Below are 22,461 nucleotides of genomic sequence, written 5' to 3'. Positions count from 1 at the left end.
TTATATAAAATTAAATTTAGGAGGTATTAATTATGGAAAACACAGATAATAATTTAAGAGGAATGTTTGGCGAGTTCGGAGGGCAGTTTGTACCAGATAATATAAAAATTGCATTAGATGAACTTGAAGAGAATTATGAGAAGTATATTAATGATGGGGATTTTATAAATGAATATTTATATTATTTAAAAGAATATTCTGGAAGGCCAACACCACTTTATTATGCAGATAATATAAGTGAAGATATTGGATGTAAAGTTTACTTCAAGAGAGAGGACTTAAATCATACAGGAGCTCATAAAATAAATAATACAATAGGACAAATACTTCTAGCTAAAAAGATGGGAAAAAAGAAAATTATAGCTGAGACAGGAGCTGGACAGCATGGCGTTGCAACTGCTACAGTTTGTGCAAAATTTAATATTGATTGCACTATATTTATGGGAGCTTGTGATATAAAAAGGCAGGCACTTAATGTGCGTAAGATGGAACTTTTAGGTGCTAAAGTAGTTAGTGCAGAAAGTGGAAATAAAACATTAAGCGATGCTGTAAATGAGGCAATAGAATACTGGGCATCAAATGCTAATGACTGTTATTATTTAATTGGTTCGGTAGTTGGTCCAAGTCCATATCCTAAAATGGTTAGAGATTTTCAAAAAATAATAGGGGAAGAAGCAAGAAATCAAATATTAGATAAAGAGGGAAGATTACCAAATATTATTATAGCTGCAGTTGGTGGTGGTAGTAATGCAATTGGAATTTTTAATGCTTTTATAAATGACTTAAGTGTTAAGTTAATTGGAATTGAGGGAGCTGGTCTTGGACTTAACACAACGTATCATGCCGCAACAATGGCTAAAGGAACTAAGGGAATTATACATGGTATGTACACTTATGTATTAAAAGATGATGTTGGAGATGTAAGTGAGGCTTATTCTATATCAGCTGGACTTGATTATCCTGGAGTAGGCCCAGAACATGCTTACCTTTCAAGTATTAATAGAACTGAATATTTTAGTATTACTGATGAGGAAGCTATATTTGATGGTGTTATGAAGTTAACTAGAAGAGAAGGAATTATACCTGCATTAGAATCAGCACATGCAATTGCTTTTTTACAGAAATTAAAAAATAAGGTTACATTTGAAGATATTATAATAGTTAACTTATCAGGAAGAGGCGACAAGGATATGGATAATATAAATAGATTCTTGAAAGAGAAACAATAAGTATTAAAAAAAGCTTAAAATTACTTAACTATACTTTAAGAAATTTTAAGCTTTTTTATTATATAAGTAATAGTAAAATAATGGTATCATGATAGTGGTAGAAAGAGAGGGGATTATATGAAAAAAATAACTGCTTTACTTTTAGCTTCTTTATTATGTATATCATTAATTTCATGCAAAGAAAATAAGGTAGAAGAAGCTAACAAAAATGTTATAGAAAAGTTTGCAAAAGATAATGGGTATACTATAGGGGTTAACTCAATGGCTGAAATGGGAGAGTGTGATTTAAAGACGAAGGATGAAAAAGTTATAAAGGAAATATTTTTAGAAAAATCAGAAGAATATAACTTTAATTTTGAAAAATATTTAGATAAAAAAGTAGCTTTGTATACTTGCAACTTAGAAAAAGGTAATATAAAAGAGAATGTAATATTTATGCAAGATATTAAAAAAGAAAAAATATTAGGAGTAGCCTTTTATGATGAGAAAGAAAGTGAAGATAATAAAGAATCAAAATACACAACTGATAGAATGGATTTAATGGAAACAAGATAGAAATAAAAGGAGACCATCTTAGTATGGTCTCCTTATCAATGTATAGGTTTACTAATCACCTAAAACTTGAGTTGCATTATCTATAATTGTATCTATATAATCAGGAGATCCTTCTCCAAAGTATTGCATTGCTTCATCGCAGGATGAAGAGTTTCTTATTATTAATTCAAGCATTCTAACTTGATTTGTTAAACCATCTATTTTTGAATTCATATTTTTGTTTGAGTCTTTTGGGTTCATAATACACACATCCTTTAACATATTTTATTTTCATTTGCAAAAGTTTTAAGTTCATCTCTAAATTTAGGGTGGGCTATTTCAATTAAACTTTCAGCTCGCTCCCTAATACTTTTACCAGAAAGATTTGCAATTCCATATTCAGTAACAATATAATCAACATCATTTCTAGAATAAGAAACAGCAGAACCTAAATAATGAGATGGAGTTATTGTTGAAATTGTTCCATTTTTTGCTGTTGAGTGTAAAGCAATAATTGATTTCCCATCTGCACAAAGTCCAGCACCGATTCCTGTATCTGACTGTCCACCAGTTCCACTATATTGAGTAAGTCCAAAACTCTCAGATGAGCACTGTCCTGTTAAATCTACTGCAAGGGCTGTATTTATTGATACCATCTTGCTATTTTTACTTATTACATAAGGATCATTTACATAAGAACACTTTTTTAATTCAACACAAGGATTATCATCTAAAAATTCATAAAGTTTTTCGCTTCCAAGTGCAAATGCACCAATAATTTTGTGTGGATGAAGTGTTTTTTTACTATTAGTAATTACTCCGGCATTAAATAAATCAACTATACCTTCTGTAATCATCTCGGTATGAACACCTAGGTCTTTTTTAGTCATAAGAGATTTAGCAACGGCATTTGGAATTCCACCAATACCAAGTTGTATAGTAGATCCATCATCAACTAAGGAGGATATATATTCTCCAATTTTCAAATCCATAGTGGAAGGTTCTGAAACTGCAAGTTCGTTTACAGCTGTTGTATTTTCTAAAATATAATCAACTTCACTTATATGAACTTGTGTATCTCCATGAACTCTAGGTAAGTTCTCATTAACTTCAAATATTACAATATCGGCATTATCTATATTCTCTCTCTCGTAAACTAATGATAGAGAAAGGGAGAAAAAACCATGATTGTCCATAGGAGCAACAGCGCCTATAAATATATTTGGTTTTCTATACTTTAATCTTTTTGTTGCAGAATATCTTAAGTGAGTTGGAATATATGAGCCAAGTCCATGAGAATTAGCTTGTCTATCTGCACCTCCCATGAAAAGTGATTCGTTGAAAAAGTGGCCCTTCATATCTTCATCTGTATTATATTTATATTCATTTAAACTTAACATTGTGATAATATTAACATTTTCAACCCTGTTTTTTATTGTGTGAAGTTCTGATAAAAAACCTTTTGGTTCGCAAGGGCCTAGAGAACAAACTATTTCATCTCCAGATTTAACAAGATCTAATGCTTTTTTTACTGTTATTAGTTTTTCTTTATATTCTTTTGAATAATCCATAAAAAATCCTCCTTCAGTGTGGTTAAATTTTTAACAAAGAATGTTAAAAAAAAGCCACACAACAATTTATAAAATACTATGAATACTTCTAAAATTAGTGTATAACTCTCAATCTCTAAACACCGTTTATTTATTAACTTGGTTTTATTATATGCTGAATTTTCAGAAAAGTCTACACAATTTGTTAATGTTTACAATTTATTTTTAAATTGATATATCGGAGTTGTTTTTTTGATTTTATGGAATTATTTACATATTAATTTAGTTATTATAAAATAAATATATGGGGCTTATAAAATAATACTAATAAATTGGGGGTAATAATATGAATGAAACTATTAATTTAATAAATAATAGGATGTCACTTAGAAAATATAGTAAAGATAATGTTATAAAAGATGAAGAGTTAAATATTATATTACATGCTGCAATGAGAGCACCAACTGCTGGTAATATGATGTTATATTCTATATTAATTATTAAAGACAAAAGAACAAAGAAAAAACTAGCAAAGACTTGTGATAACCAACCATTTATAGAAAATTCAGATACGATTTTATTATTTTTGGGTGATTTATCAAGATGGTATGATTATTATAATGAGTGTAAGGTTAAAGAATTTTGTAATGAAAATGAAATTATATTTAGAAAACCTGATGAAGGTGAGTTATTTCTTTCAATGCAAGATGCAATAATAGCAGCACAAACAGCTTCAATATGTGCTGAGAGTTTAGGAATTGGGTCTTGTTATATTGGAGATATAATAGAAAATTATGAAATTCATAAAGAAATGTTTAATTTGAAGAAGTATGTTTATCCGGCTTGTATGCTTTGCATGGGGCATTATGAAGAGGGAAAAGAGAGGATATTAACAGATAGATTTAAAAAAGAGTATATAGTATTTAATGAAAAATATAGAGAATTAAGTAAAGATGAGTTAAAAGATATGTTTAAAGAAAAAGAGAATAAAGTTTCAAAAAAGAATGTATATGGAGCTAGTAATTTTGGACAGTTTAATTATGCTAGGAAAACTGGAGGAGATTTTTCTATAGAAATGGGAAGGTCTGCACGACAAATATTAAAAAATTTTAATGGAAGAGACTTATAATATATTTAGTTAGAAGGACAAGCTTTAAACTTGTCCTTTATGTTTAATAAAGTGTCATTATTGTAGTTGCTATTTCACTTGATGGATTTAATTCTAAAACTTCTTCGCAAAGTTTTAAAAGATCATATCTTTTAAAAAGGTTATTTGAGTTTAGTGAAAAGAATACAAGCCATTCTTTATATTTTAGTGATGGATTTAAAGAATTAGCCCGTTTACCATGGAAAAATGCAATTGATTCATGCTTAAGTGGTGTAAATATTACATATAAAAAATAAGACATTAAAAAGTGACAATGTGCTAAAAGAACAGCGTTTGTAACATCTAAATTATTTATCTTATCTACAAGAAAGAAATAAAAATCACTTTGTGTATTGTAATTACAGGATTTTAATTTGATTAATATTTCCTCATCTATATGTAAAAGAGGTGTTTCCTCTAAATTTATTCCTAAAATATCATTTAAGTTTGTCATAAAATATTCTCCTTTTTAAAATGTTAGTATAAGTATATAGTATTTTTTATGTATTTACAAAAATGGTATAATGAAATTGCAAATTAATATATAAAGGGGAAAAGAAATGATAGTAATTTTATCACCAGCTAAAAAAATAGAAAAGAAAATTTTGAATTTTGATATAAATGAATCAAAGCCAATGTATATGGAAGAGGCAAAAGTAATAAATGATAGGCTAAAAGAATTTAACCCAGATGAAATAGCATCGCTAATGAAAATTGGAGATAAATTAAGAGATGAAACATTTTTAAATATACATAGATGGAGTACGGAATTTAATAATACTTTTCCATGTGTTTTAGGGTTTAATGGGGAAGCCTTTAGAGGGTTAGATATTGAAAGTTATGATAGAGACGATCTAGAATATGCAAATAATAACCTTAGAATACTATCTGGTCTTTATGGAGTTTTAAGACCTCTTGATTTAATACATAATTACAGACTAGAAATGGGGACAAAACTTAAAATTGAAGATTCAAGTAACTTATATTGTTTTTGGGATAATAAAATAAATAATGCACTTATGATAGATATAAAGAAAAGTGCAAGTGATATATTAGTCAATTTAGCTTCTAATGAATACTCAAAATCTGCAAAACTTAAAAATATGGATAAAATAAAGGTTATAACGCCAGTATTTAAAGAACTTAAAAATGGTAAATATAAAGTAGTAACCGTTCATGCAAAAAGAGCTAGAGGACTTATGGCAACATATATTATGAAAAATAAGGTTAATGATATTGAAACATTAAAAAAATTTAATGAAGAAGGATATAAATATAGAGAAGATTTGAGCAATAATTCAGAAATTGTATTTATATTAGAATAATTTTAATTATATTAACATAAATTGTATGATTAAATATGTTAATATAATAGTGTGAAAATAGAATAAAAGGAGGAAATACTTATTATGATGTATTTGGTTTTTGTTAATATATTTATCGTTATTTTAATGCTTATATTATTTTTAAGAGCAACATCTATATTTAAGAAAATAAATGATAATAAAGGTAACTTAGAAGTCGAGGGGAAGAAAGCTAAAAAGTATATGATAGCTTCAGTTATATTAGTTCCTATTAGTTTATTACTAACATTAGGTATGTTTTTTATGGCAATGGCTAAATAAAAAGACAGAGCTCTATTAAATATTTCCTATGAATACTTAATAAAGCTCTGTTTTATTTTTTTAAGTTATCTCTTTTTTTTAGTGCATTATCTCTTGAATTTTTTAATCGAGATATATTATATAAAATTAATGCTATAACTAATATCAAAGGAAGAGATACTGCTAAGTAAAACAATATAGTCATAATAATTACCTCCTAAGTTAAAATTTAATATATTTTATTTTAAATCATTTAATGAAAATAATCTATACATAACCATATATGGATTTATAAAATATATATAAATGTGTTAATATGGAAGTAATAATATTATAAATGAGGAGGGTTACTGTATGCCATTAATGTTATTAGTTGTAATTATTGTTATAATAACATTTTTCATAAAAGCTATTAAAACTTTCAGAGAAATAGATGAAAATAATGATGAAAGTTTAAAAGAGATGAATAAAAAAGGAAGTAGATATATGATAATTGCAGTTGTGCTTATACCAGTTGCATTGTTTATTCTGTTTAGAATTTTAGCTAACATGTTTTTAGCTATGTAAACAACTCAAATATATGAGTTGTTTTTCTTTTACAATGATTGGATAAAATACTTTAATATGGTATTATATATTTAGGGGAAATTAAAAAAATTTAATAGATATATTAATTTTGAAAGGATAATGCTTATGAGTAGAGTATTAGTTTTTGGTGGAACAAGATTTTTTGGGAAAGAACTTATAAAGGAACTTTTAATTAATGGACATGATATAACAATTGCAACTAGAGGAATTAGAGAAGATAGGTTTGGGAGTAGAGTTAAACGTATACGAGTTGATAAAAGAGATGAAAAGGCTTTAGAAGATGCGCTTATTGACAAAAAATATGATGTTATTTATGACACTATATGTTATTCTTCAAAAGATGCAGAAAGAATGTGCAAAGTTTTAAAAGAAAAAACTAAAAAATATATAGTAGTTTCTTCAGTTTCAGTGTACGATAAAGGATATAGTTTAAGAGAAACTGCATTTAACCCAAATAAGTATAAGATCATTATGGGGGAGAGAGAGGAATTTTCATATAGTGAAGGAAAGCGACTTATGGAAGCAACTCTTTATAAAAATGCAAAATTCCAAGTTGTATCCGTTAGGTTCCCAGTTGTAATAGGAAAAGATGACTATACAGAAAGACTTTTAACATATGTTAAAAGAGTGAAGAACGGACAGGCTATAGCTTCAACTAAATTAGATGAAAGTATGAATTTAATAACTCAAAATGAAGCAGGGGTATTTTTAGCATGGTTACTAAATAAAGATATAAATGCACCTGTAAATGCATCATGTATTGGAGAAATATCACTAAGAGATATTGTCAAAATTATTGAAAAGGAATACGATAAAGAGGCAGTACTTAATGAAAAAGAAGATGATGAAAAAACATCACCTTACAATAATTATTTAGGACTAACTATAGATATTATGAATATAATGGAACTTGGTGGTTATAGATTTAAAGATATTACAAGCGAACTTAAAGAAGTTATTAAATGTTATAAATAAAATTATTAATTATAAATTCACCTTAGGAGGAGTAATATATGGAAAATAAATTTACTAAAGACATAGAAGATTCACTAGAGAATCTTCATATAAGTGGAGCTTTCTTAACAGGAGGAAACATGGATTATGCAAATACTATGACTATAAGTTGGGGAAGTATAGGATTCATGTGGAGAAGACCTGTGTTTATGGCATTAGTTAGAAAAAGTAGATATACTAATGAATTTTTAAAAAATGGTGAAAGTTTTACTGTAAGTATACCATTTGATGGAAAACTTAAAGATGCTTTGAAAATATGTGGAACAAAATCAGGAAGAGATGTAAATAAGGAAAAAGAGTCAAACATTAAATTTGTTAAGTCAAAGAGTGTTGCAACACCTATTATAGAAGGTTGTGATAAATACTATGAATGTAAAATTCTTTATAAAAATGAGATGGATCTTAATAACTTTGATAAAGATTTAATTGATACTTTTTATAAAGGAGAGACTAAAGGACATATACTGTATTTTGGTGAAATAATAGAAGAATATTAATTAGTATATAGAGTTAACTTTTTATAAGTTAACTCTTTTTTCCTTAAAAAATTAACTATAAATTATAGAAAATATTAATAATCACAAAATTGTAAATGTTATCATAAAGTGTAGTAGCGAAATAATAAATATATAATATAAGGTTATAAGGGAGGGTGTTATATGGAGGGATACGTGCTACTAACTATAGGAGGGATTTTGTTTTTAGCCACAATAGTTACTTTCTTTATGAAATATAATATTTATAGAAATGGTATTAGAGTTATTGGGAATGTATTAGAACTTAAAAAGTCTGATGAAGCGATATTAGATGATTTTAATCAAGTAACATTTGTTACTTTATATAAACAAGTTATTGAGTTTACAACAATAGAGGGGGAAATAATAAAATTTCTTCATGATAGTGGAACGAAATTTAGAGATTTAAAAGTTGGTGATGAGATTAAAGTTGTTTATAACAAGAAAAACACGAATGATTTCTATGTAGATGATAAAATGGAGTTTTTTAGATTGCCACTAACATTAATGATAATGTCAGTATTATTTTTTGTGTTTTCCTTTACATTGTTTTTAATATAATGTATATGAAAAAATTTACATTGCAAATGGAGACCGAATTGTTGTATAATAACGTAAAATAAAAATACGAAGTCCCATATAATTCTGATAATACGGTTCAGAGGTTTCTACGAGAAGACCATTAATTTTCTCGCTATGGGTAAATCAAATATATGTATAGTTTAACTAGCATTGGTTTACCTCATAAACCGGCTAGTTTTTTTGTTTTAAATAAATTATGGGGGAAAACAAATGAAAAATTTTTTAGAAAAAGTATTTAAACTAAAAGAAAATAAGACAAACGTAAAGACAGAAGTTATTGGAGGTCTTACGACGTTTGTAACATTTGCATATGCACTTTTAGTTATTCCTAACATATTAAAGATGGGTGGGATGAATTCACTTGGAGTTAAAGGTGATGCAGCGGCTAATATAACAATGGCTCAAGATCCAATTATAGCATCAGCTTTTGCATCAGTTTGCATAGCTGCAGCAGTTGGTACTTTAATTATGGCATTTCATGCAAATTTGCCATTTGTTTTAGCGCCAGGTCTTGGATTAGTATCATTTTTTGCTTATAACATATGTATAAAGCTTGATTTTACTTGGCAAGAAGGGTTAGCAGCAGTATTTATATCAGGAATTCTATTTATTATTATTACATTAACATCAATTCGAGAAAAGATAGTCAAAGCAATACCTAAAAATTTAAAATTTGCAATAACAGCAGGGATTGGACTTTTTATAGCATTAATAGGATTAAAAAGTGGTGGAATTGTTGTAGCAAATCCTGGAACTTTAGTAGCGTTTGGTGATTTTAAAGATAAGGCGGTTATATTAACTATTATTGGAATTACATTAGGTGTTATACTTATGGCAAGAAAAGTTACAGGGGCGATGCTTATTTCAATAATAATTACTACTTTAATTGGTATACCAATGGGTGTTACTAATTTAAGTGGAATAAAGTTATTTTCAATGCCAACAATAGGATCTACTTTTTTTGCAATGGATTTAAAAGGATTGTTAACAAGTAGTGGGGACGGATTTCTAGGTGCATTACTTACTGTATTTATGGTTGTAATTACTTTAAGTTTAGTTGATCTATTTGATACTATAGGAACATTGCTTGGAACTGCACAAAGTTCAGGAATGATTGAATCAGATGGTGAAGTTAAGAATTTAAGAAAGGCATTAACTTCAGATGCAGTTGGAACAACATGTGGTGCATTACTTGGAACAACAACACTTGCAACAGTCGTTGAATCAGCTTCAGGAATAGCAGCAGGTGCAAGAACAGGTCTTTCTAACGTTGTTGTAAGTATAATGCTTGCACTTTCTTTATTCTTTAGTGGGTTAGTTGGAATAGTTCCTCAAAGTGCAACAGCACCAGCTTTAATAATAGTTGGTATTTTAATGATGGGCGCAGTTACAGAAATAGATTTTAGTGATTTTACAGAAGCAGTGCCTGCATTCTTTACAATTGCTATGATGCCATTTACATATTCAATTGCTAACGGTATAGCAATTGGAATGATATTCTATCCAGTAGTTAAGATAGCAACTGGAAAAGGTAAAGAAGTTGATAAAATTTTATATGTATTTGCAATACTATTTATTTTAAGGTTTGTACTAATGCCAGATTAATTTTAAAGATAACAACCTATACATTTTGATGTATAGGTTGATTTTTTTTATATTAATATTTATTATAAAAGAGTGCTTTTTAATATTATGGAGGATACAAATGACTAAACAAAAGAAAAAAAGAAGATTATTTACAATACTTATAGGAATAAGTTCAATTACTTTAATTGTAATTGGGTTAAGTATTGGAAAAACATATTTGTTTGATAAGAAGAAAGAAAGAGTAATTAGTAAAACAAAAGAAGTTGAAGGTCGTGTACAAGCTGTCTACAATTCTGAAATAGCAGACATAGAGAACGTTGTAAATAAGACAGTTAAAAATTCAAAGAATTTTGGTATATACTATAAGAATTTATATTCTGGAGATACCTATGGATATAATGAAAATGAACCGTTTTTAGCTGCAAGTACAATAAAGGTTGCACTTGTAATGGATATATCAGATTTGATTCAAGATGGAAGATTAAGTGAGGACGGTTCTATTAAGTATATAAGTTCAGATTATGAAGATGGAGCTGGAGTTCTATTAGATGATATGAATAGACTTAAAAAACCAATTAAGTATACAGAATTAATGGATCTTGCAATTATATACTCTGATAATATTGCAACTCAAATGCTTCAAAGAGTTCAAAGTGATATGGATTTATATATAAAAGATATTTCTGGTACTGATCGAAAGAAAGGTGGAAATTATTTAACCGCAAAACAACAAGGAAAGGTTTTAGAGAAATTATATAAAAATGAAAATAATAATCCTATGTATGATAAGATAATAAAAAATATGGAGAGTACGGTGTTTCATGACAGAATAGACCAATATGTTCCTGAGGAGATTTGTGCTCATAAAATAGGAGATTATGGGGTATATGTTCATGATACAGGAATTGTGTTTACAGATATGCCGTACATAATAAGCATATATACTAAAAATAAAGTAGTTGATGCAAATGAAACTATTGCTATATTATCTAAAGAAATATACGATATAAATAAAGACGCGTGCAATAAAGTAAAAAAAATAGAAGATTCATACAATGAAGATTTTAATGTAAATGATAAATATATAAATGCAAATTAAAAGTGTATAATATTAGAATAACAGCCTAAGATTAATGAGTAATTTTAGGCTGTTATTTTAAATTGATAAATTTTGTTCATATAAAATAATTAAATGAACATCGGTGGAGGCAATATGAAAATAACAACTATTATAGAAAATGAACTTATAGAAGGAAGTAAACTTTATAACGAACATGGACTTTGTTATTTTATTGAAGTTTTTGGTATAAATATATTATTTGATACAGGTAAGACGTATAGAGCTTATGAAAACTTTAAAGCTTTAGGATTAGAAAACAAAAGAATAGATTATATAATATTAAGCCATGGTCATTATGACCATGTAGGAGGACTTAAAACTTTCATTGCTAATATTAACAACAAACCAAAAGTTATTGTAGGAAATGAATTTTTCAAAAGAGGAGATAAATATCATCTGAAAAATGATGAGAAAAAGTTTATTGGAATTGATTTTGATTTTGAATATTTTAAAAAACTAAATATAGATATTATTGAAGTTAAAAATAAGTTAGTAATTGAGAATAATATAAATATAATAAGTAATTTAGGGAGTATTAAAGAACGAAAAATTATAAAGGGAGAAGATGTACTTTCAATTAATAATGAAGGTGTTTTATTAAAGGATGACTTTAGAGAAGAATTAGTAATTAATATAGAAGAAAATAATAATAGTATAGTAGTTACAGGTTGTGCTCACAATAAAATTGATTATATTGCAAAATATATTAGAGAGAATTATAAAAATGAAAATTTAATTATTGTCGGAGGCATTCATTTGTCAAAGGCAAATGAATTAGAATTAGAAGAAGTTGTACTTAAGTTTAAAAAAATGAATATTAAAAAAATATCACTTTGTCACTGCAGTGGACACAAAATATTAAATAAATTAAAAGTTGAGAAAATAGAGATTATAAGTGGGATTACAGGTAGTATTAATGAATATTAAATGCCGTATAAAGAATAATTGTAAATAAAATATTACTAAAATCTTCATAATTTCTAGCTATTATTTTGTTGACAAAACAATTTGATTATATTATAGTTTGATTATCAAAACATTTGATATAGAAAATATTTGATGTCCATTGATTTATTTTCAAAAAGACACTATAGTATATATATATTATTTGATGTGGAGGATTTATTGATGGATAAAAATAAAAAGATATTAAACGAATTACTAGTACAAATTTTTAATGACATACTTCAAATTGAAGAACGAGCATTAAAGCAAGGCGTTATAAATGACCTTTCAGTAACTGAGATACATACAATTGAAGCTATCGGAATGTATACAGAAAGAACAATGTCAGAAGTAGCCCAAGATTTAAAGATTACGGTTGGAACATTAACAACAGCCATAAACAAATTAATCAAAAAAGGATATGTAGAAAGAAAAAGAATAGAAGAAGATAGAAGAGTAGTCTTAATCAAGTTAACTAAAAAGGGAAAACTTGCTTTTAGACTTCATGAAAAGTTCCATTCTGATATGATAAACAGAACAATTGAAGGATTATCAGAAGAGGAAGAAAAAGTTCTAGTATCCTCCTTAGACAGATTAAATGTGTTCTTTAAGAAGGAGTATGACTGTGATTAAGGAGAAAGTCATGAAAAATGTAAAAATTAAAGGGGTAGGTTCTTATGTCCCTCAAAGAGTAGTTACGAATTATGATTTAAGTAAATTAGTTGATACTAATAATGAGTGGATAATTGACAGAACAGGTATTTCAGAAAGAAGAATATCAGAAGGGGAAGACACATCAATCATTGCAGCTAAAGCTTCAGAAGAGGCTATTAAAGACGCGAAGATAAGTGGAGAAGAGTTAGACTTAATAATAGTTGCAACGATTACTCCGGATTCATTTACTCCCTCTGTAGCATGTAATCTTCAAAAGATATTAGGTGCTAAAAATGCAACTGCTTTTGATATTAATGCAGCATGTACTGGATTTATATATGCTTTAGAAGTTGCTGAGAGTTTACTAAAAACAGGAAGATATAATAAAGCATTAGTAGTTGGTGCAGAAACACTTTCAAAGATAGTTGATTGGACAGATAGAAGTACATGTGTACTTTTTGGTGATGGTGGCGGTGCTGCTATTCTAACAGCTGAAGATGGTGAAGAAAAATCTGGAATATTAGGAACATACTCAATATCAGACGGAGAAAAAGGAGATGCATTAACTGCTTATGCAAATGATGTTGTTAATCCTTTCATTAAAGGTGATATAGAAAATAGAAATAAGTATGTAAAGATGAATGGAAGAGAAGTATTTAGATTTGCAACAAAAGCTATGGTAAATTCAGTTGAAGAAGTATTAAAGAATACTGGATATACACTAGAGGATGTGGATTATGTAATTCCTCATCAAGCAAACTTAAGAATTATTGATTATGCAGCTAAAAAGCTTAATATGCCAATTGAAAAGTTTTATACAAACTTAGAAAATTACGGCAATACATCATCAGCATCAGTACCGATAGCCTTAGATGGAATATATAAAGAAGGCAAAATAACAAAAGGTAATATAGTTATTTTAGTTGGATTCGGTGGTGGATTAACTTGTGGTGCAACACTTATAAAGTGGTAAATATATAAATAAAGCAAAAAGCTTTGAAAATAAATTTTGAATTTTAAATTATGGAGGTATTATATTATGATATTTGAACAAATTAGAGAAGTAGTATGTGAACAATTAGGTGTAGAGGAAAGTGAAGTAAAGTTAGAAACAACTTTCGAAGACTTAGGAGCAGATTCATTAGATTTATTCCAAGTTGTAATTGAGATTGAAGAAAAATTTGGAATACAATTAGAAGATGCTGAAAGCATCAAGAGTATAAAAGATGCAGTAGATTACGTTGAAAAGAACAAAAAATAACTAATTTTTAAAAGATAAAAAATATTTAGTTTGCTTATTAGTATTTTAAATAAAGCAAATAAAAGAGTAAGTAGTATAACAAAAAAATCGGGTTCTTTTAAATAGATCCCGATTTTACTTATATAGTAATTGATTTTTTATATATAGGTGATTTTAGGAGGAGCTTTAATGAGTAATAAAATTTGTGAAATGCTTGGAATTAAATACCCAGTGTTCCAAGGTGGAATGGCATGGATTGCAGATGCATCTTTAGCTGCAGCGGTTAGTGAAGCCGGTGGTCTTGGTCTTATAACAGGAACAGCCCCTATAGAATGGATAAGAGATGAAATAAGAAAGGCTAAACAGCTTACTGATAAGCCTTTTGGAGTTAATATAATGCTTATGTCTCCACATGCAGATGAAGTTGCAAAGCTAGTATGTGAAGAAAATGTAGCTGTAGTTACAACAGGAGCTGGTAGTCCTGGTAAGTATATGGAAATGTGGAAAGACTGTGGCATAAAGGTTATACCAGTCGTTGCATCAGTAGCATTAGCAAAGAGAATGGAAAGAATGGGAGCCGATGCAATTGTTGCAGAAGGAATGGAATCAGGTGGTCATGTAGGTCAATTAACAACAATGGCTCTAATTCCACAAGTAGTAGATGGTGTTAGTATACCAGTAATTGCAGCTGGTGGTATTGGTGATGGCAGAGGAGTTGCAGCTTCATTTATGCTTGGTGCTTCAGGAGTTCAAATTGGAACAAGATTTTTAGTTGCAAAAGAGTGTACAGTACATCAAAATTATAAAGATAAAGTATTAGGTGCTAAAGACATTGATACAGATGTTACAGGAAGAAGCACAGGTCACCCTGTAAGAGTACTTAAAAATAAACTTTCAAGACAATTCTCAGCATTTGAAAAAAATAATGCAACTATAGATGAACTTGAAGAACTAGGAAGAGGAACACTACCAAAAGCTGCTAAAGAAGGAGACATCATAAATGGATCAGTAATGGCAGGACAAATAAGTGGACTGATAACTAAGGAAGAAACATGTAAAGAAATAATTGAAGATTTAATAAATGGAGCTAAAGAGATTATGAAAAATTTTGGAGGACTATATGAGTAGTAAAAATATTGCCATATTATTTGCTGGGCAAGGTGCTCAAAAAGTAGGTATGGGAAAAGAATTATACGAAAATATTAAAGAATGCAAGGAAGTATTTGATAAGGGTGATGAAGTCTTAAATATGAATATTAAAGAATTAATATTCAATGGTGATGAAGAAAATCTTAAACTTACAGAGAATGCTCAACCTGCAATTTTATTAACATCTCTTGCTTGTGCTAAGGCATTAGAAATTAACGGTATTGAAGCTGAATATACAGCAGGACTTTCTCTTGGAGAATATGGTGCTTTAATGTATGGTAATGCTTTAAGTTTTGAAGATGGATTAAGCCTTGTTAAAGAAAGAGGAAAAATTATGGGAAGTTCACTTCCAAAAGGTCTTGGGAAAATGGCTGCAATATTAAAATTGAATGAAGAAAAAGTAGAAGAACTTATAAAGAAATCATCAGAATTTGGAATAATTGAAGGGGCAAACTACAATTGTCCAGGTCAGGTTGTTGTATCTGGTGAAAATAAAGCAATTGATGAAAGTATAAAGATTGCTAAAGAACTTGGGGGAATGGGAATAGCACTTAATGTTAGTGGGCCTTTTCATAGTTCACTGTTAAAGGAAGCTAGCTTAGAATTCCTAGAACAATTAAAAAATATAAAATTTAATAAATTAAATAAAGTTGTTTACTCAAACGTTACAGGATTACCTTATGGAGAGTCAGAGGACCTTAAAGAGTCACTAAGTAAACATATAAGAACAGCGGTATTATTTGAAAAAACTATAAGAGATATGCTAGATAAGGGCGTGGATACTTTTATTGAGGTTGGTCCTGGAAAAGCATTAAGTGGATTTATAAAGAAGATAGATAGAAAAGTAAATGTTTATAATGTTTGCGATTTGGAATCATTAAATAAAGTTATAAGTAGTATAAAAGAAGAGAATTAGGAGGGAATTTATGTTAAAGAATAAATGTGCGATCGTAACAGGTGCATCAAGAGGTATTGGGAAAGCAATAGCTAAAAAGCTAGCTAGCCTTGGTGCTAATATTGTTTTAAATTATAGAAGTAACGAAGAGGAAGCTCTGAAAGTTCAAGAAGAGATATTAGCATATGGGGTTGAAGTTTTATTATATAAGTGTGATATAAGTGATTTTAATGCTGTAAGTGAAATGGTTAAATGCTCAAAAGAAAAGTTTGGAAATATTGATATAATGGTTAACAATGCAGGTATAACTAAAGATACCCTTATATTAAGAATGAAAGAAGAGGACTTTGATAAAGTTATAGACGTAAACTTAAAAGGTGTATTTAATTGCTTAAAAGCAATAACACCAATTATGGTAAAACAAAAAGTTGGAAGAATAGTAAACCTTTCTTCAGTTGTTGGGCTTGTAGGAAATGCAGGTCAAGTTAATTATGCAGCTTCAAAAGCTGGAGTAATTGGAATGACAAAGTCTTTAGCTAAAGAAGTTGGAAGTAGAGGAATTACTGTAAATGCAGTTGCACCAGGATTTATTGATACAGATATGACAGAAATTCTTGGAGAAAAATTTAAAGAGGAAGCTAAAAAAAATATTCCGCTTAAAAGACTTGGAAATCCTGAAGATGTTGCAGGAGCTGTCGCTTACTTAGTAGGTGATGATGCATCATATATAACAGGCCAAGTTTTAAATGTAGATGGCGGAATGGTAATGTAAGCGGAGGAATAATTATGGAAAGAAGAGTAGTTATAACAGGTATGGGAGCTTTGACTCCTATTGGAAATAGTGTAGAAGAGTTTTGGAACAATGCAAAAGAAGGTAAACTTGGTATTGATTTCGTAACTTTAGTTAATAAAGATGAAGTTAGCGTAAAGGTTGCGGGTGAAGTTAAAAACTTTGATGCTGCCTTAGTTGTAGGTAAGAAAGAAAGTAAGAGGTTAGATAGATTTTCTCAATTTGCATTAGCATCAGCTGAGGAAGCTATTAAATCATCAGGTTTAGAATTAGATAATATGGATAAGAATAGAATAGGAGTAATTGTTGGTTCAGGGATTGGTGGATTTAATACAATAGAAACTGAAATAACAAAAATGGCTACTGGATCAAAGAGAGTGTCCCCATTTTTCATACCAATGGCTATAATTAATATGGCAGCTGGTAATATATCAATTAAATATGGCTTAAGAGGACCATCAACTTCTGTTGTAACAGCATGTGCTACAGGAACAAATAGTATAGGTGAAGCTTTTAGACAAATAAAGCATGGTTATGCGGATGTAATGTTAGCAGGTGGTGTAGAAGCTCCTATTACTAAAATTGGAATAGAAGGATTTGCAAGTCTTAAAGCACTAAATTCAAGTAATGACCCTGAAAAAGCATCAACACCTTTTGATAAAGAAAGAAGTGGTTTTGTTATGGGAGAGGGTGCTGGAATAGTTGTTCTTGAAAGTTTAGAGTCTGCAAAGAGCCGTGGTGCTAATATATTAGCAGAGATTGTTGGATACGGAAGTACTTGTGATGCATATCATATTACTTCACCAGATCCAGAAGGAGAAGGTGCATCTCGTGCTATGATTGAAGCAATTGAAGAAGGAAAAATAAAGAGAGAAGAAGTTTCATATATAAATGCACATGGAACATCAACTCAATTAAATGATAAATTTGAAACAGCAGCCATTAAGAGAACTTTTGGAGATTATGCATATAAAATACCTGTATCTTCAACTAAGTCAATGACTGGACACCTTTTAGGAGCAGCAGGAGCTATAGAAGCTATAATATGTATTGAATCTTTAAGAGACAATTTCGTGCCTCCAACAATTGGATATGAAAATAAAGATGAAGCATGTGATTTAGATTATGTACCAAACAAAGGAAGAAATCATGAAGTTAATTATGCATTAACTAATTCTTTAGGATTTGGTGGACATAATGCTACATTATTATTTAAGAAATGGAACGAAAAATAGGAGGACATAAAATGGATATTAAAGAAATTAAGGAGCTTATTGAACTTATAAATTCATCAGATCTTGCATTTTTTGAATATAAATGTTCAGACTCTCATATAAAAATGGATAAGTCATTAACTAGAGGAATAAATAGCCAAAAAGAAGCAATAAAAGAAGATAAGGTAGTTAGAGAATTACCTATTTTAGATAAGCCAAAAGAAAAGTTAACTGAAAAAGTTATAGAAAATAAAGTGGGAAAAATAGAATCATTAGAAGATTTAACAATAGTTACATCTCCAATGGTCGGTACTTTTTATGGATCACCATCACCAGATAGTGGTGCATTTATAAGTGAGGGACAAAAAGTAAAGTGCGGAGATGTCCTTTGTATAGTAGAAGCTATGAAACTTATGAATGAAATAGAGAGTGAAGTTAATGGGACTGTAGTAGAAGTTCTATTAAAAGATGGAGAAATGGCAGAGTATGGAACTCCACTATTTAAAATAAAGGAGGAAAATTAATATGATGGGAATAAAAGAAATTAAAGAAATATTACCACACAGATATCCATTTCTATTAGTAGATAGAATAACAAGCATGGAAGAAGGTAAAAGTGTTTCAGGATATAAAAATGTTAGTGCAAATGAATTATTCTTTCAAGGACATTTTCCAGAAGAACCTGTAATGCCTGGTGTTTTAATACTTGAAGCTATTGCCCAAGTTGGTGCAGTTGCAATACTTACAAAAGAAGAATTTAAAGGTAAGATTCCACTATTTGCAGGCGCTGATAAAGTTAGATTTAGACAAAAGGTAGTACCTGGCGATAAATTAGAACTAACTTGTGAAATTATTAAATTAAGAGGTCCTGTTGGAATAGGAAAAGGAATAGCTACAGTTGATGGAAAGAAAGTATGTGAAGCAGAAATAATGTTTGCTATAGGATAGGTGAAAAATATGTTTAAGAAAGTATTAATTGCAAATAGAGGAGAAATAGCAGTAAGAATTATAAGAGCTTGCAAGGAGCTTGGAGTAGCAACAGTTGCAGTATATTCTGATATTGATAAAGAAGCTCTTCATACACAGCTTGCAGATGAAGCAATTTGTATAGGAGCATACCAAGCAAAAGATAGTTATCTAAACATAAAGAATATATTAAGTGCTTGTGTATTAACCGGTGCTGATGCTATACATCCTGGCTTTGGATTTCTTTCTGAAAATGCTAAGTTCGCAAAGATGTGCAGAGAGTGCAATATAAAATTTATTGGTCCTGATTATGAGTCAATAGAACTTATGGGAAATAAAGCAAGAGCTAGAGAAGTCATGAAATCAGCAGATGTTCCAGTAGTTCCAGGATTTGAAGGTGTTATAAAAAGTGAAGAACATGCTTTAGATATTGCAAAAAATATAGGATATCCTATAATGGTAAAAGCTTCAGCCGGTGGTGGCGGAAAAGGTATAAGAATAGCTAGAAATGATGAAGAGTTTAGGAAGGGATATAATACTGCTAAAGCTGAATCATTAGCTTGTTTTGGTGATGATACCTTATATATAGAAAAATTTATTGAGAAACCAAGACATATAGAATTTCAAATATTAGCAGATGAACATGGTAATGTTATCCATTTAGGTGAAAGAGAGTGTTCTCTTCAAAGAAAGAATCAAAAAGTATTAGAAGAAGCGCCATCATCTGTATTAACTGAGAATATGAGAAGTGAAATGGGCGAGGTTGCTAAAAGAGCTGCAAAAGCTTGTAATTATAAAAATGCAGGAACTATAGAGTTTTTAGTAGATAAAGATAATAATTATTATTTCATGGAAATGAATACTAGAATACAAGTAGAACATCCAATAACTGAAATGGTAACAGGAGTAGACTTATTAAAGTCACAACTTTATATAGCAAGTGGAGAAAAATTAGCATATTCTCAAGATGAGATACAAATTAAAGGTCATGCAATCGAATGTAGAATTAATGCTGAAGATCCAAAAAATGATTTTAGGCCTTGTCCAGGATTAATAAATGAGTTGTATATACCAGGAGGACTTGGAGTTAGATTAGATTCAGCAATATATTGCGGATATAAAATTCCACATTGTTATGATTCAATGCTTGCAAAGCTTATAACTTACGGTAAGGATAGAGATGAAGCTATAGTTAGAATGAAAAGAGCTTTAAGTGAATTCGGAGTTGGTGGAGTTAAGACTAATATAGAATTTCAATACTCAATACTAGAAATGGAAGAGTTTTTAAGAGGAGAGTATGATACAGCATTTTTAGGTGAGAAGATGGTGAATAAACATGCTTAAGGATTTATTTAGTAAAAAAAGTAACTATGGAACAATAAAAAAAATAGATACAGAAATGAAGCCAAATATTCCATCTGGGATGTGGACTAAGTGTGATGCATGTCATTCAATTATTTATTATGAAGATCTAATAAATAATAAGCATGTATGTACAAAGTGTAATAATCACTTTAGGCTAAAAGGAAAAGAAAGAGTCGATATGTTTTTTGATAAAGATTCTTTTAAGGAATTTGATAAAGGTTTAAAGAGTAATAATCCATTAGATTTTGAAGGTTATGATAAAAAACTTAAAATTGCAGGAACTAAAACTGACAGCTTAGAAGCTGTAATAACAGGTGAAGGTAAAGTTAATGGAATTAGTATTTGTACAGGTATAATGGATAGTTTTTTCATGATGGGAAGTATGGGTACTGTTGTAGGTGAAAAATTAACTAGAATGGTTGAATATGCAACTGACCATAAACTACCGGTAATAATATTTACAGCATCTGGTGGAGCTAGAATGCAAGAAGGGATATTCTCTTTAATGCAAATGGCTAAAGTTAGCGCGGCACTTGCAAAGCATAATGAAGCTGGACTTCTTTATATAACTGTTTTAACTGATCCTACAACTGGTGGAGTCACTGCAAGTTTTGCAATGGAAGGCGATATAATATTAAGTGAACCAAATGCATTGATTGGCTTCGCTGGAAGAAGAGTAATCGAAAATACAATAAAAGAAACTCTTCCAGATGATTTTCAAAGAGCTGAATTCCTTTTAGAAAAAGGATTTGTTGATAAAATAGTAAATAGAGAAGATTTAAGAACTTGTGTATATAAATTACTTAGATTACATGGGGTGAATAGATATGAATAGAAGACTTGTAAAATCAATTAGCCCTTGGGATAAGGTAGCTATAGCTAGACATAAAGAAAGACCTACTGGTGAATTTTATATAGAAAATGTATTCGATGATTTTATTGAACTTCATGGAGATAGAAATTTTGGTGATGACTCTGCAATAATTGGAGGAATAGGTGAAATTTCAGGAATTGCAGTTACAGTTATTGCTATAACTAAAGGGGAAAATACTAAAGAAAATATAAAAAGAAACTTTGGTATGCCAAGCCCAGAAGGCTATAGAAAAGCTATTAGACTTATGGAACAAGCTGAAAAATTTAATAGACCAGTAATATGTCTAATAGATACTCCAGGAGCTTTTTGTGGAGTTTCTGCTGAAGAGAGAGGACAAGGGGAAGCTATAGCAACTAACCTCTTTAAAATGAGTAGACTTAAAACACCTATAATATCAGTAATAACTGGAGAAGGTGGAAGTGGCGGTGCTTTAGCTCTAGCAGTTGGTGATTCTGTAGGAATGCTTGAACATTCAATTTATTCAATACTATCGCCAGAAGGATTCGCATCTATTCTTTGGAAAGATAGTGATAGAGTTAAAGAAGCATCAGAAGTTATGAAAATTACAGCAGAAGATCTTAAAAATTATAAAATTATAGATTTTATAGTTAAAGAACCAAATGGCGGTGCTCATAAAAATAAGGTTCGTGCTGCAAATAGCTTAAAAAAATCTATTGTGAGTCAATTAGAATTGATTAATAATCTTGAAATTGAAGAACTTTTAAATAGAAGATATGAGAAGTTTAGAAGCTTTGGTAGTGATTTATAACATTACAAAAAGAATTAGAATAATTATTTTGTTCTAATTCTTTTTTTAATTGTTATTGACAGTTATAATATAATAGAAATAATATATAATTATATTATAGATTTTACAATAATTTTATGAGGATGATGAA

General features: G+C 29.3%; 28 protein-coding genes and 1 riboswitch. Of the genes, 24 read left to right on the top strand and 4 right to left on the bottom strand.

Going from position 1 to position 22,461, the window contains the following annotated elements; translation table 11 throughout:
* The first annotated feature begins 32 nt into the window (after window positions 1-32).
* Window positions 33-1,229, top strand: coding sequence for a tryptophan synthase subunit beta (gene trpB / locus RSF37_RS01300; RefSeq protein WP_332562567.1), 1,197 nt, complete (start codon window positions 33-35; stop codon window positions 1,227-1,229).
* 117 nt (window positions 1,230-1,346) lie between these two features.
* Window positions 1,347-1,784 (top strand): hypothetical protein, encoded by a 438-nt coding sequence (locus RSF37_RS01295; RefSeq protein ID WP_332562566.1) that lies wholly within the window; start codon window positions 1,347-1,349, stop codon window positions 1,782-1,784.
* 51 nt (window positions 1,785-1,835) lie between these two features.
* On the opposite strand, the gene RSF37_RS01290 is transcribed toward RSF37_RS01295, so the two are convergent.
* Together RSF37_RS01290 and RSF37_RS01285 are read right to left on the bottom strand one after the other, a co-directional pair.
* Window positions 1,836-2,024, bottom strand: coding sequence for a hypothetical protein (locus RSF37_RS01290; RefSeq protein ID WP_332562565.1), 189 nt, complete (start codon window positions 2,022-2,024; stop codon window positions 1,836-1,838).
* 14 nt (window positions 2,025-2,038) lie between these two features.
* Window positions 2,039-3,334, bottom strand: coding sequence for an acetyl-CoA hydrolase/transferase family protein (locus tag RSF37_RS01285; protein ID WP_332562564.1), 1,296 nt, complete (start codon window positions 3,332-3,334; stop codon window positions 2,039-2,041).
* Between the two features lie 325 nt (window positions 3,335-3,659).
* On the opposite strand from RSF37_RS01285, the gene RSF37_RS01280 reads away from it, so the two are divergent.
* Window positions 3,660-4,442 (top strand): nitroreductase family protein, encoded by a 783-nt coding sequence (locus tag RSF37_RS01280; protein WP_332562563.1) that lies wholly within the window; start codon window positions 3,660-3,662, stop codon window positions 4,440-4,442.
* Between the two features lie 43 nt (window positions 4,443-4,485).
* On the opposite strand, the gene RSF37_RS01275 is transcribed toward RSF37_RS01280, so the two are convergent.
* Complete coding sequence (locus RSF37_RS01275; RefSeq protein ID WP_332562562.1) at window positions 4,486-4,914, bottom strand: hypothetical protein; 429 nt, start codon at window positions 4,912-4,914, stop codon at window positions 4,486-4,488.
* A 106-nt stretch (window positions 4,915-5,020) separates the two neighbouring features.
* Between RSF37_RS01275 and yaaA the strand changes: the two genes are divergently transcribed.
* On the top strand, window positions 5,021-5,785 hold the full coding sequence (gene yaaA, locus RSF37_RS01270; RefSeq protein ID WP_332562561.1) for a peroxide stress protein YaaA: 765 nt from the start codon (window positions 5,021-5,023) through the stop codon (window positions 5,783-5,785).
* An 84-nt stretch (window positions 5,786-5,869) separates the two neighbouring features.
* The gene (locus tag RSF37_RS01265) at window positions 5,870-6,085 is read left to right on the top strand and encodes a hypothetical protein (protein WP_332562560.1); all 216 of its coding nucleotides are present in this window, start codon (window positions 5,870-5,872) and stop codon (window positions 6,083-6,085) included.
* A gap of 52 nt (window positions 6,086-6,137) precedes the next feature.
* On the opposite strand, the gene RSF37_RS01260 is transcribed toward RSF37_RS01265, so the two are convergent.
* On the bottom strand, window positions 6,138-6,269 hold the full coding sequence (locus RSF37_RS01260) for a hypothetical protein (protein WP_332562559.1): 132 nt from the start codon (window positions 6,267-6,269) through the stop codon (window positions 6,138-6,140).
* 149 nt (window positions 6,270-6,418) lie between these two features.
* On the opposite strand from RSF37_RS01260, the gene RSF37_RS01255 reads away from it, so the two are divergent.
* The 19 genes from RSF37_RS01255 (at window position 6,419) to RSF37_RS01165 (ending at window position 22,331) form a co-directional block, all read left to right on the top strand.
* Window positions 6,419-6,631, top strand: a complete 213-nt coding sequence (locus tag RSF37_RS01255) for a hypothetical protein (protein ID WP_332562558.1) — start codon at window positions 6,419-6,421, stop codon at window positions 6,629-6,631.
* A 126-nt stretch (window positions 6,632-6,757) separates the two neighbouring features.
* The gene (locus RSF37_RS01250; RefSeq protein ID WP_332562557.1) at window positions 6,758-7,627 is read left to right on the top strand and encodes an NAD-dependent epimerase/dehydratase family protein; all 870 of its coding nucleotides are present in this window, start codon (window positions 6,758-6,760) and stop codon (window positions 7,625-7,627) included.
* 38 nt (window positions 7,628-7,665) lie between these two features.
* Complete coding sequence (locus RSF37_RS01245; RefSeq protein ID WP_332562556.1) at window positions 7,666-8,163, top strand: flavin reductase; 498 nt, start codon at window positions 7,666-7,668, stop codon at window positions 8,161-8,163.
* A 162-nt stretch (window positions 8,164-8,325) separates the two neighbouring features.
* On the top strand, window positions 8,326-8,742 hold the full coding sequence (locus RSF37_RS01240; RefSeq protein ID WP_332562555.1) for a DUF3592 domain-containing protein: 417 nt from the start codon (window positions 8,326-8,328) through the stop codon (window positions 8,740-8,742).
* A 54-nt stretch (window positions 8,743-8,796) separates the two neighbouring features.
* Window positions 8,797-8,898, top strand: a riboswitch (purine riboswitch).
* A 75-nt stretch (window positions 8,899-8,973) separates the two neighbouring features.
* Window positions 8,974-10,368 (top strand): NCS2 family permease, encoded by a 1,395-nt coding sequence (locus RSF37_RS01235; RefSeq protein ID WP_332562554.1) that lies wholly within the window; start codon window positions 8,974-8,976, stop codon window positions 10,366-10,368.
* Window positions 10,369-10,468: 100 nt separating this feature from the next.
* Entirely contained in the window at window positions 10,469-11,449 is a 981-nt protein-coding gene (locus RSF37_RS01230) for a serine hydrolase (RefSeq protein WP_332562553.1), read from the top strand.
* 114 nt (window positions 11,450-11,563) lie between these two features.
* The gene (locus RSF37_RS01225; protein ID WP_332562552.1) at window positions 11,564-12,397 is read left to right on the top strand and encodes an MBL fold metallo-hydrolase; all 834 of its coding nucleotides are present in this window, start codon (window positions 11,564-11,566) and stop codon (window positions 12,395-12,397) included.
* Between the two features lie 201 nt (window positions 12,398-12,598).
* A complete protein-coding gene (locus RSF37_RS01220; RefSeq protein WP_332562551.1) occupies window positions 12,599-13,048 on the top strand; it encodes a MarR family winged helix-turn-helix transcriptional regulator in 450 nt (149 codons plus the stop codon).
* Window positions 13,049-13,058: 10 nt separating this feature from the next.
* Entirely contained in the window at window positions 13,059-14,042 is a 984-nt protein-coding gene (locus RSF37_RS01215) for a beta-ketoacyl-ACP synthase III (RefSeq protein WP_332562550.1), read from the top strand.
* A gap of 66 nt (window positions 14,043-14,108) precedes the next feature.
* On the top strand, window positions 14,109-14,330 hold the full coding sequence (acpP, locus tag RSF37_RS01210; RefSeq protein ID WP_332562549.1) for an acyl carrier protein: 222 nt from the start codon (window positions 14,109-14,111) through the stop codon (window positions 14,328-14,330).
* A gap of 168 nt (window positions 14,331-14,498) precedes the next feature.
* Window positions 14,499-15,437 (top strand): enoyl-[acyl-carrier-protein] reductase FabK, encoded by a 939-nt coding sequence (gene fabK, locus RSF37_RS01205; protein ID WP_332562548.1) that lies wholly within the window; start codon window positions 14,499-14,501, stop codon window positions 15,435-15,437.
* Window positions 15,430-16,374, top strand: coding sequence for an ACP S-malonyltransferase (gene fabD, locus RSF37_RS01200; protein WP_332562547.1), 945 nt, complete (start codon window positions 15,430-15,432; stop codon window positions 16,372-16,374). The genes fabK and fabD overlap by 8 nt, the downstream gene beginning before the upstream one ends.
* A gap of 10 nt (window positions 16,375-16,384) precedes the next feature.
* Window positions 16,385-17,125, top strand: a complete 741-nt coding sequence (gene fabG, locus RSF37_RS01195; protein ID WP_332562546.1) for a 3-oxoacyl-[acyl-carrier-protein] reductase — start codon at window positions 16,385-16,387, stop codon at window positions 17,123-17,125.
* Window positions 17,126-17,139: 14 nt separating this feature from the next.
* Window positions 17,140-18,378, top strand: coding sequence for a beta-ketoacyl-ACP synthase II (gene fabF / locus RSF37_RS01190; protein ID WP_332562545.1), 1,239 nt, complete (start codon window positions 17,140-17,142; stop codon window positions 18,376-18,378).
* Between the two features lie 11 nt (window positions 18,379-18,389).
* Window positions 18,390-18,881, top strand: coding sequence for an acetyl-CoA carboxylase biotin carboxyl carrier protein (gene accB / locus RSF37_RS01185; protein WP_332562544.1), 492 nt, complete (start codon window positions 18,390-18,392; stop codon window positions 18,879-18,881).
* Window position 18,882: 1 nt separating this feature from the next.
* Window positions 18,883-19,305: a 3-hydroxyacyl-ACP dehydratase FabZ gene (fabZ, locus tag RSF37_RS01180; protein ID WP_332562543.1), complete on the top strand. Its 423-nt coding sequence runs from the start codon at window positions 18,883-18,885 to the stop codon at window positions 19,303-19,305.
* Between the two features lie 9 nt (window positions 19,306-19,314).
* Window positions 19,315-20,667 (top strand): acetyl-CoA carboxylase biotin carboxylase subunit, encoded by a 1,353-nt coding sequence (locus RSF37_RS01175; RefSeq protein WP_332562542.1) that lies wholly within the window; start codon window positions 19,315-19,317, stop codon window positions 20,665-20,667.
* On the top strand, window positions 20,660-21,523 hold the full coding sequence (accD, locus tag RSF37_RS01170; RefSeq protein ID WP_332562541.1) for an acetyl-CoA carboxylase, carboxyltransferase subunit beta: 864 nt from the start codon (window positions 20,660-20,662) through the stop codon (window positions 21,521-21,523). Before RSF37_RS01175 ends, accD begins: the two co-directional genes overlap by 8 nt.
* Window positions 21,516-22,331, top strand: coding sequence for an acetyl-CoA carboxylase carboxyltransferase subunit alpha (locus RSF37_RS01165; protein ID WP_332562540.1), 816 nt, complete (start codon window positions 21,516-21,518; stop codon window positions 22,329-22,331). The genes accD and RSF37_RS01165 overlap by 8 nt, the downstream gene beginning before the upstream one ends.
* Window positions 22,332-22,461: the final 130 nt, after the last annotated feature.

Origin of the sequence: Clostridium sp., assembly GCF_036643715.1 — a bacterium.
GTDB lineage: Bacteria > Bacillota > Clostridia > Clostridiales > Clostridiaceae > Clostridium.
Note: the sequence above shows the minus strand (reverse complement) of the source record. Positions and strands in the feature narration are given on the sequence as shown.

Bases quoted from the DNA above. Each gene is read 5' to 3' on its own strand.
- trpB (WP_332562567.1), top strand. From the start codon at position 33: ATGGAAAACACAGATAATAATTTAAGAGGAATGTTTGGCGAGTTCGGA.
- RSF37_RS01295 (WP_332562566.1), top strand. From the start codon at position 1,347: ATGAAAAAAATAACTGCTTTACTTTTAGCTTCTTTATTATGTATATCA.
- RSF37_RS01290 (WP_332562565.1), bottom strand. From the start codon at position 2,024: ATGAACCCAAAAGACTCAAACAAAAATATGAATTCAAAAATAGATGGT.
- RSF37_RS01285 (WP_332562564.1), bottom strand. From the start codon at position 3,334: ATGGATTATTCAAAAGAATATAAAGAAAAACTAATAACAGTAAAAAAA.
- RSF37_RS01280 (WP_332562563.1), top strand. From the start codon at position 3,660: ATGAATGAAACTATTAATTTAATAAATAATAGGATGTCACTTAGAAAA.
- RSF37_RS01275 (WP_332562562.1), bottom strand. From the start codon at position 4,914: ATGACAAACTTAAATGATATTTTAGGAATAAATTTAGAGGAAACACCT.
- yaaA (WP_332562561.1), top strand. From the start codon at position 5,021: ATGATAGTAATTTTATCACCAGCTAAAAAAATAGAAAAGAAAATTTTG.
- RSF37_RS01265 (WP_332562560.1), top strand. From the start codon at position 5,870: ATGATGTATTTGGTTTTTGTTAATATATTTATCGTTATTTTAATGCTT.
- RSF37_RS01260 (WP_332562559.1), bottom strand. From the start codon at position 6,269: ATGACTATATTGTTTTACTTAGCAGTATCTCTTCCTTTGATATTAGTT.
- RSF37_RS01255 (WP_332562558.1), top strand. From the start codon at position 6,419: ATGCCATTAATGTTATTAGTTGTAATTATTGTTATAATAACATTTTTC.
- RSF37_RS01250 (WP_332562557.1), top strand. From the start codon at position 6,758: ATGAGTAGAGTATTAGTTTTTGGTGGAACAAGATTTTTTGGGAAAGAA.
- RSF37_RS01245 (WP_332562556.1), top strand. From the start codon at position 7,666: ATGGAAAATAAATTTACTAAAGACATAGAAGATTCACTAGAGAATCTT.
- RSF37_RS01240 (WP_332562555.1), top strand. From the start codon at position 8,326: ATGGAGGGATACGTGCTACTAACTATAGGAGGGATTTTGTTTTTAGCC.
- RSF37_RS01235 (WP_332562554.1), top strand. From the start codon at position 8,974: ATGAAAAATTTTTTAGAAAAAGTATTTAAACTAAAAGAAAATAAGACA.
- RSF37_RS01230 (WP_332562553.1), top strand. From the start codon at position 10,469: ATGACTAAACAAAAGAAAAAAAGAAGATTATTTACAATACTTATAGGA.
- RSF37_RS01225 (WP_332562552.1), top strand. From the start codon at position 11,564: ATGAAAATAACAACTATTATAGAAAATGAACTTATAGAAGGAAGTAAA.
- RSF37_RS01220 (WP_332562551.1), top strand. From the start codon at position 12,599: ATGGATAAAAATAAAAAGATATTAAACGAATTACTAGTACAAATTTTT.
- RSF37_RS01215 (WP_332562550.1), top strand. From the start codon at position 13,059: ATGAAAAATGTAAAAATTAAAGGGGTAGGTTCTTATGTCCCTCAAAGA.
- acpP (WP_332562549.1), top strand. From the start codon at position 14,109: ATGATATTTGAACAAATTAGAGAAGTAGTATGTGAACAATTAGGTGTA.
- fabK (WP_332562548.1), top strand. From the start codon at position 14,499: ATGAGTAATAAAATTTGTGAAATGCTTGGAATTAAATACCCAGTGTTC.
- fabD (WP_332562547.1), top strand. From the start codon at position 15,430: ATGAGTAGTAAAAATATTGCCATATTATTTGCTGGGCAAGGTGCTCAA.
- fabG (WP_332562546.1), top strand. From the start codon at position 16,385: ATGTTAAAGAATAAATGTGCGATCGTAACAGGTGCATCAAGAGGTATT.
- fabF (WP_332562545.1), top strand. From the start codon at position 17,140: ATGGAAAGAAGAGTAGTTATAACAGGTATGGGAGCTTTGACTCCTATT.
- accB (WP_332562544.1), top strand. From the start codon at position 18,390: ATGGATATTAAAGAAATTAAGGAGCTTATTGAACTTATAAATTCATCA.
- fabZ (WP_332562543.1), top strand. From the start codon at position 18,883: ATGATGGGAATAAAAGAAATTAAAGAAATATTACCACACAGATATCCA.
- RSF37_RS01175 (WP_332562542.1), top strand. From the start codon at position 19,315: ATGTTTAAGAAAGTATTAATTGCAAATAGAGGAGAAATAGCAGTAAGA.
- accD (WP_332562541.1), top strand. From the start codon at position 20,660: ATGCTTAAGGATTTATTTAGTAAAAAAAGTAACTATGGAACAATAAAA.
- RSF37_RS01165 (WP_332562540.1), top strand. From the start codon at position 21,516: ATGAATAGAAGACTTGTAAAATCAATTAGCCCTTGGGATAAGGTAGCT.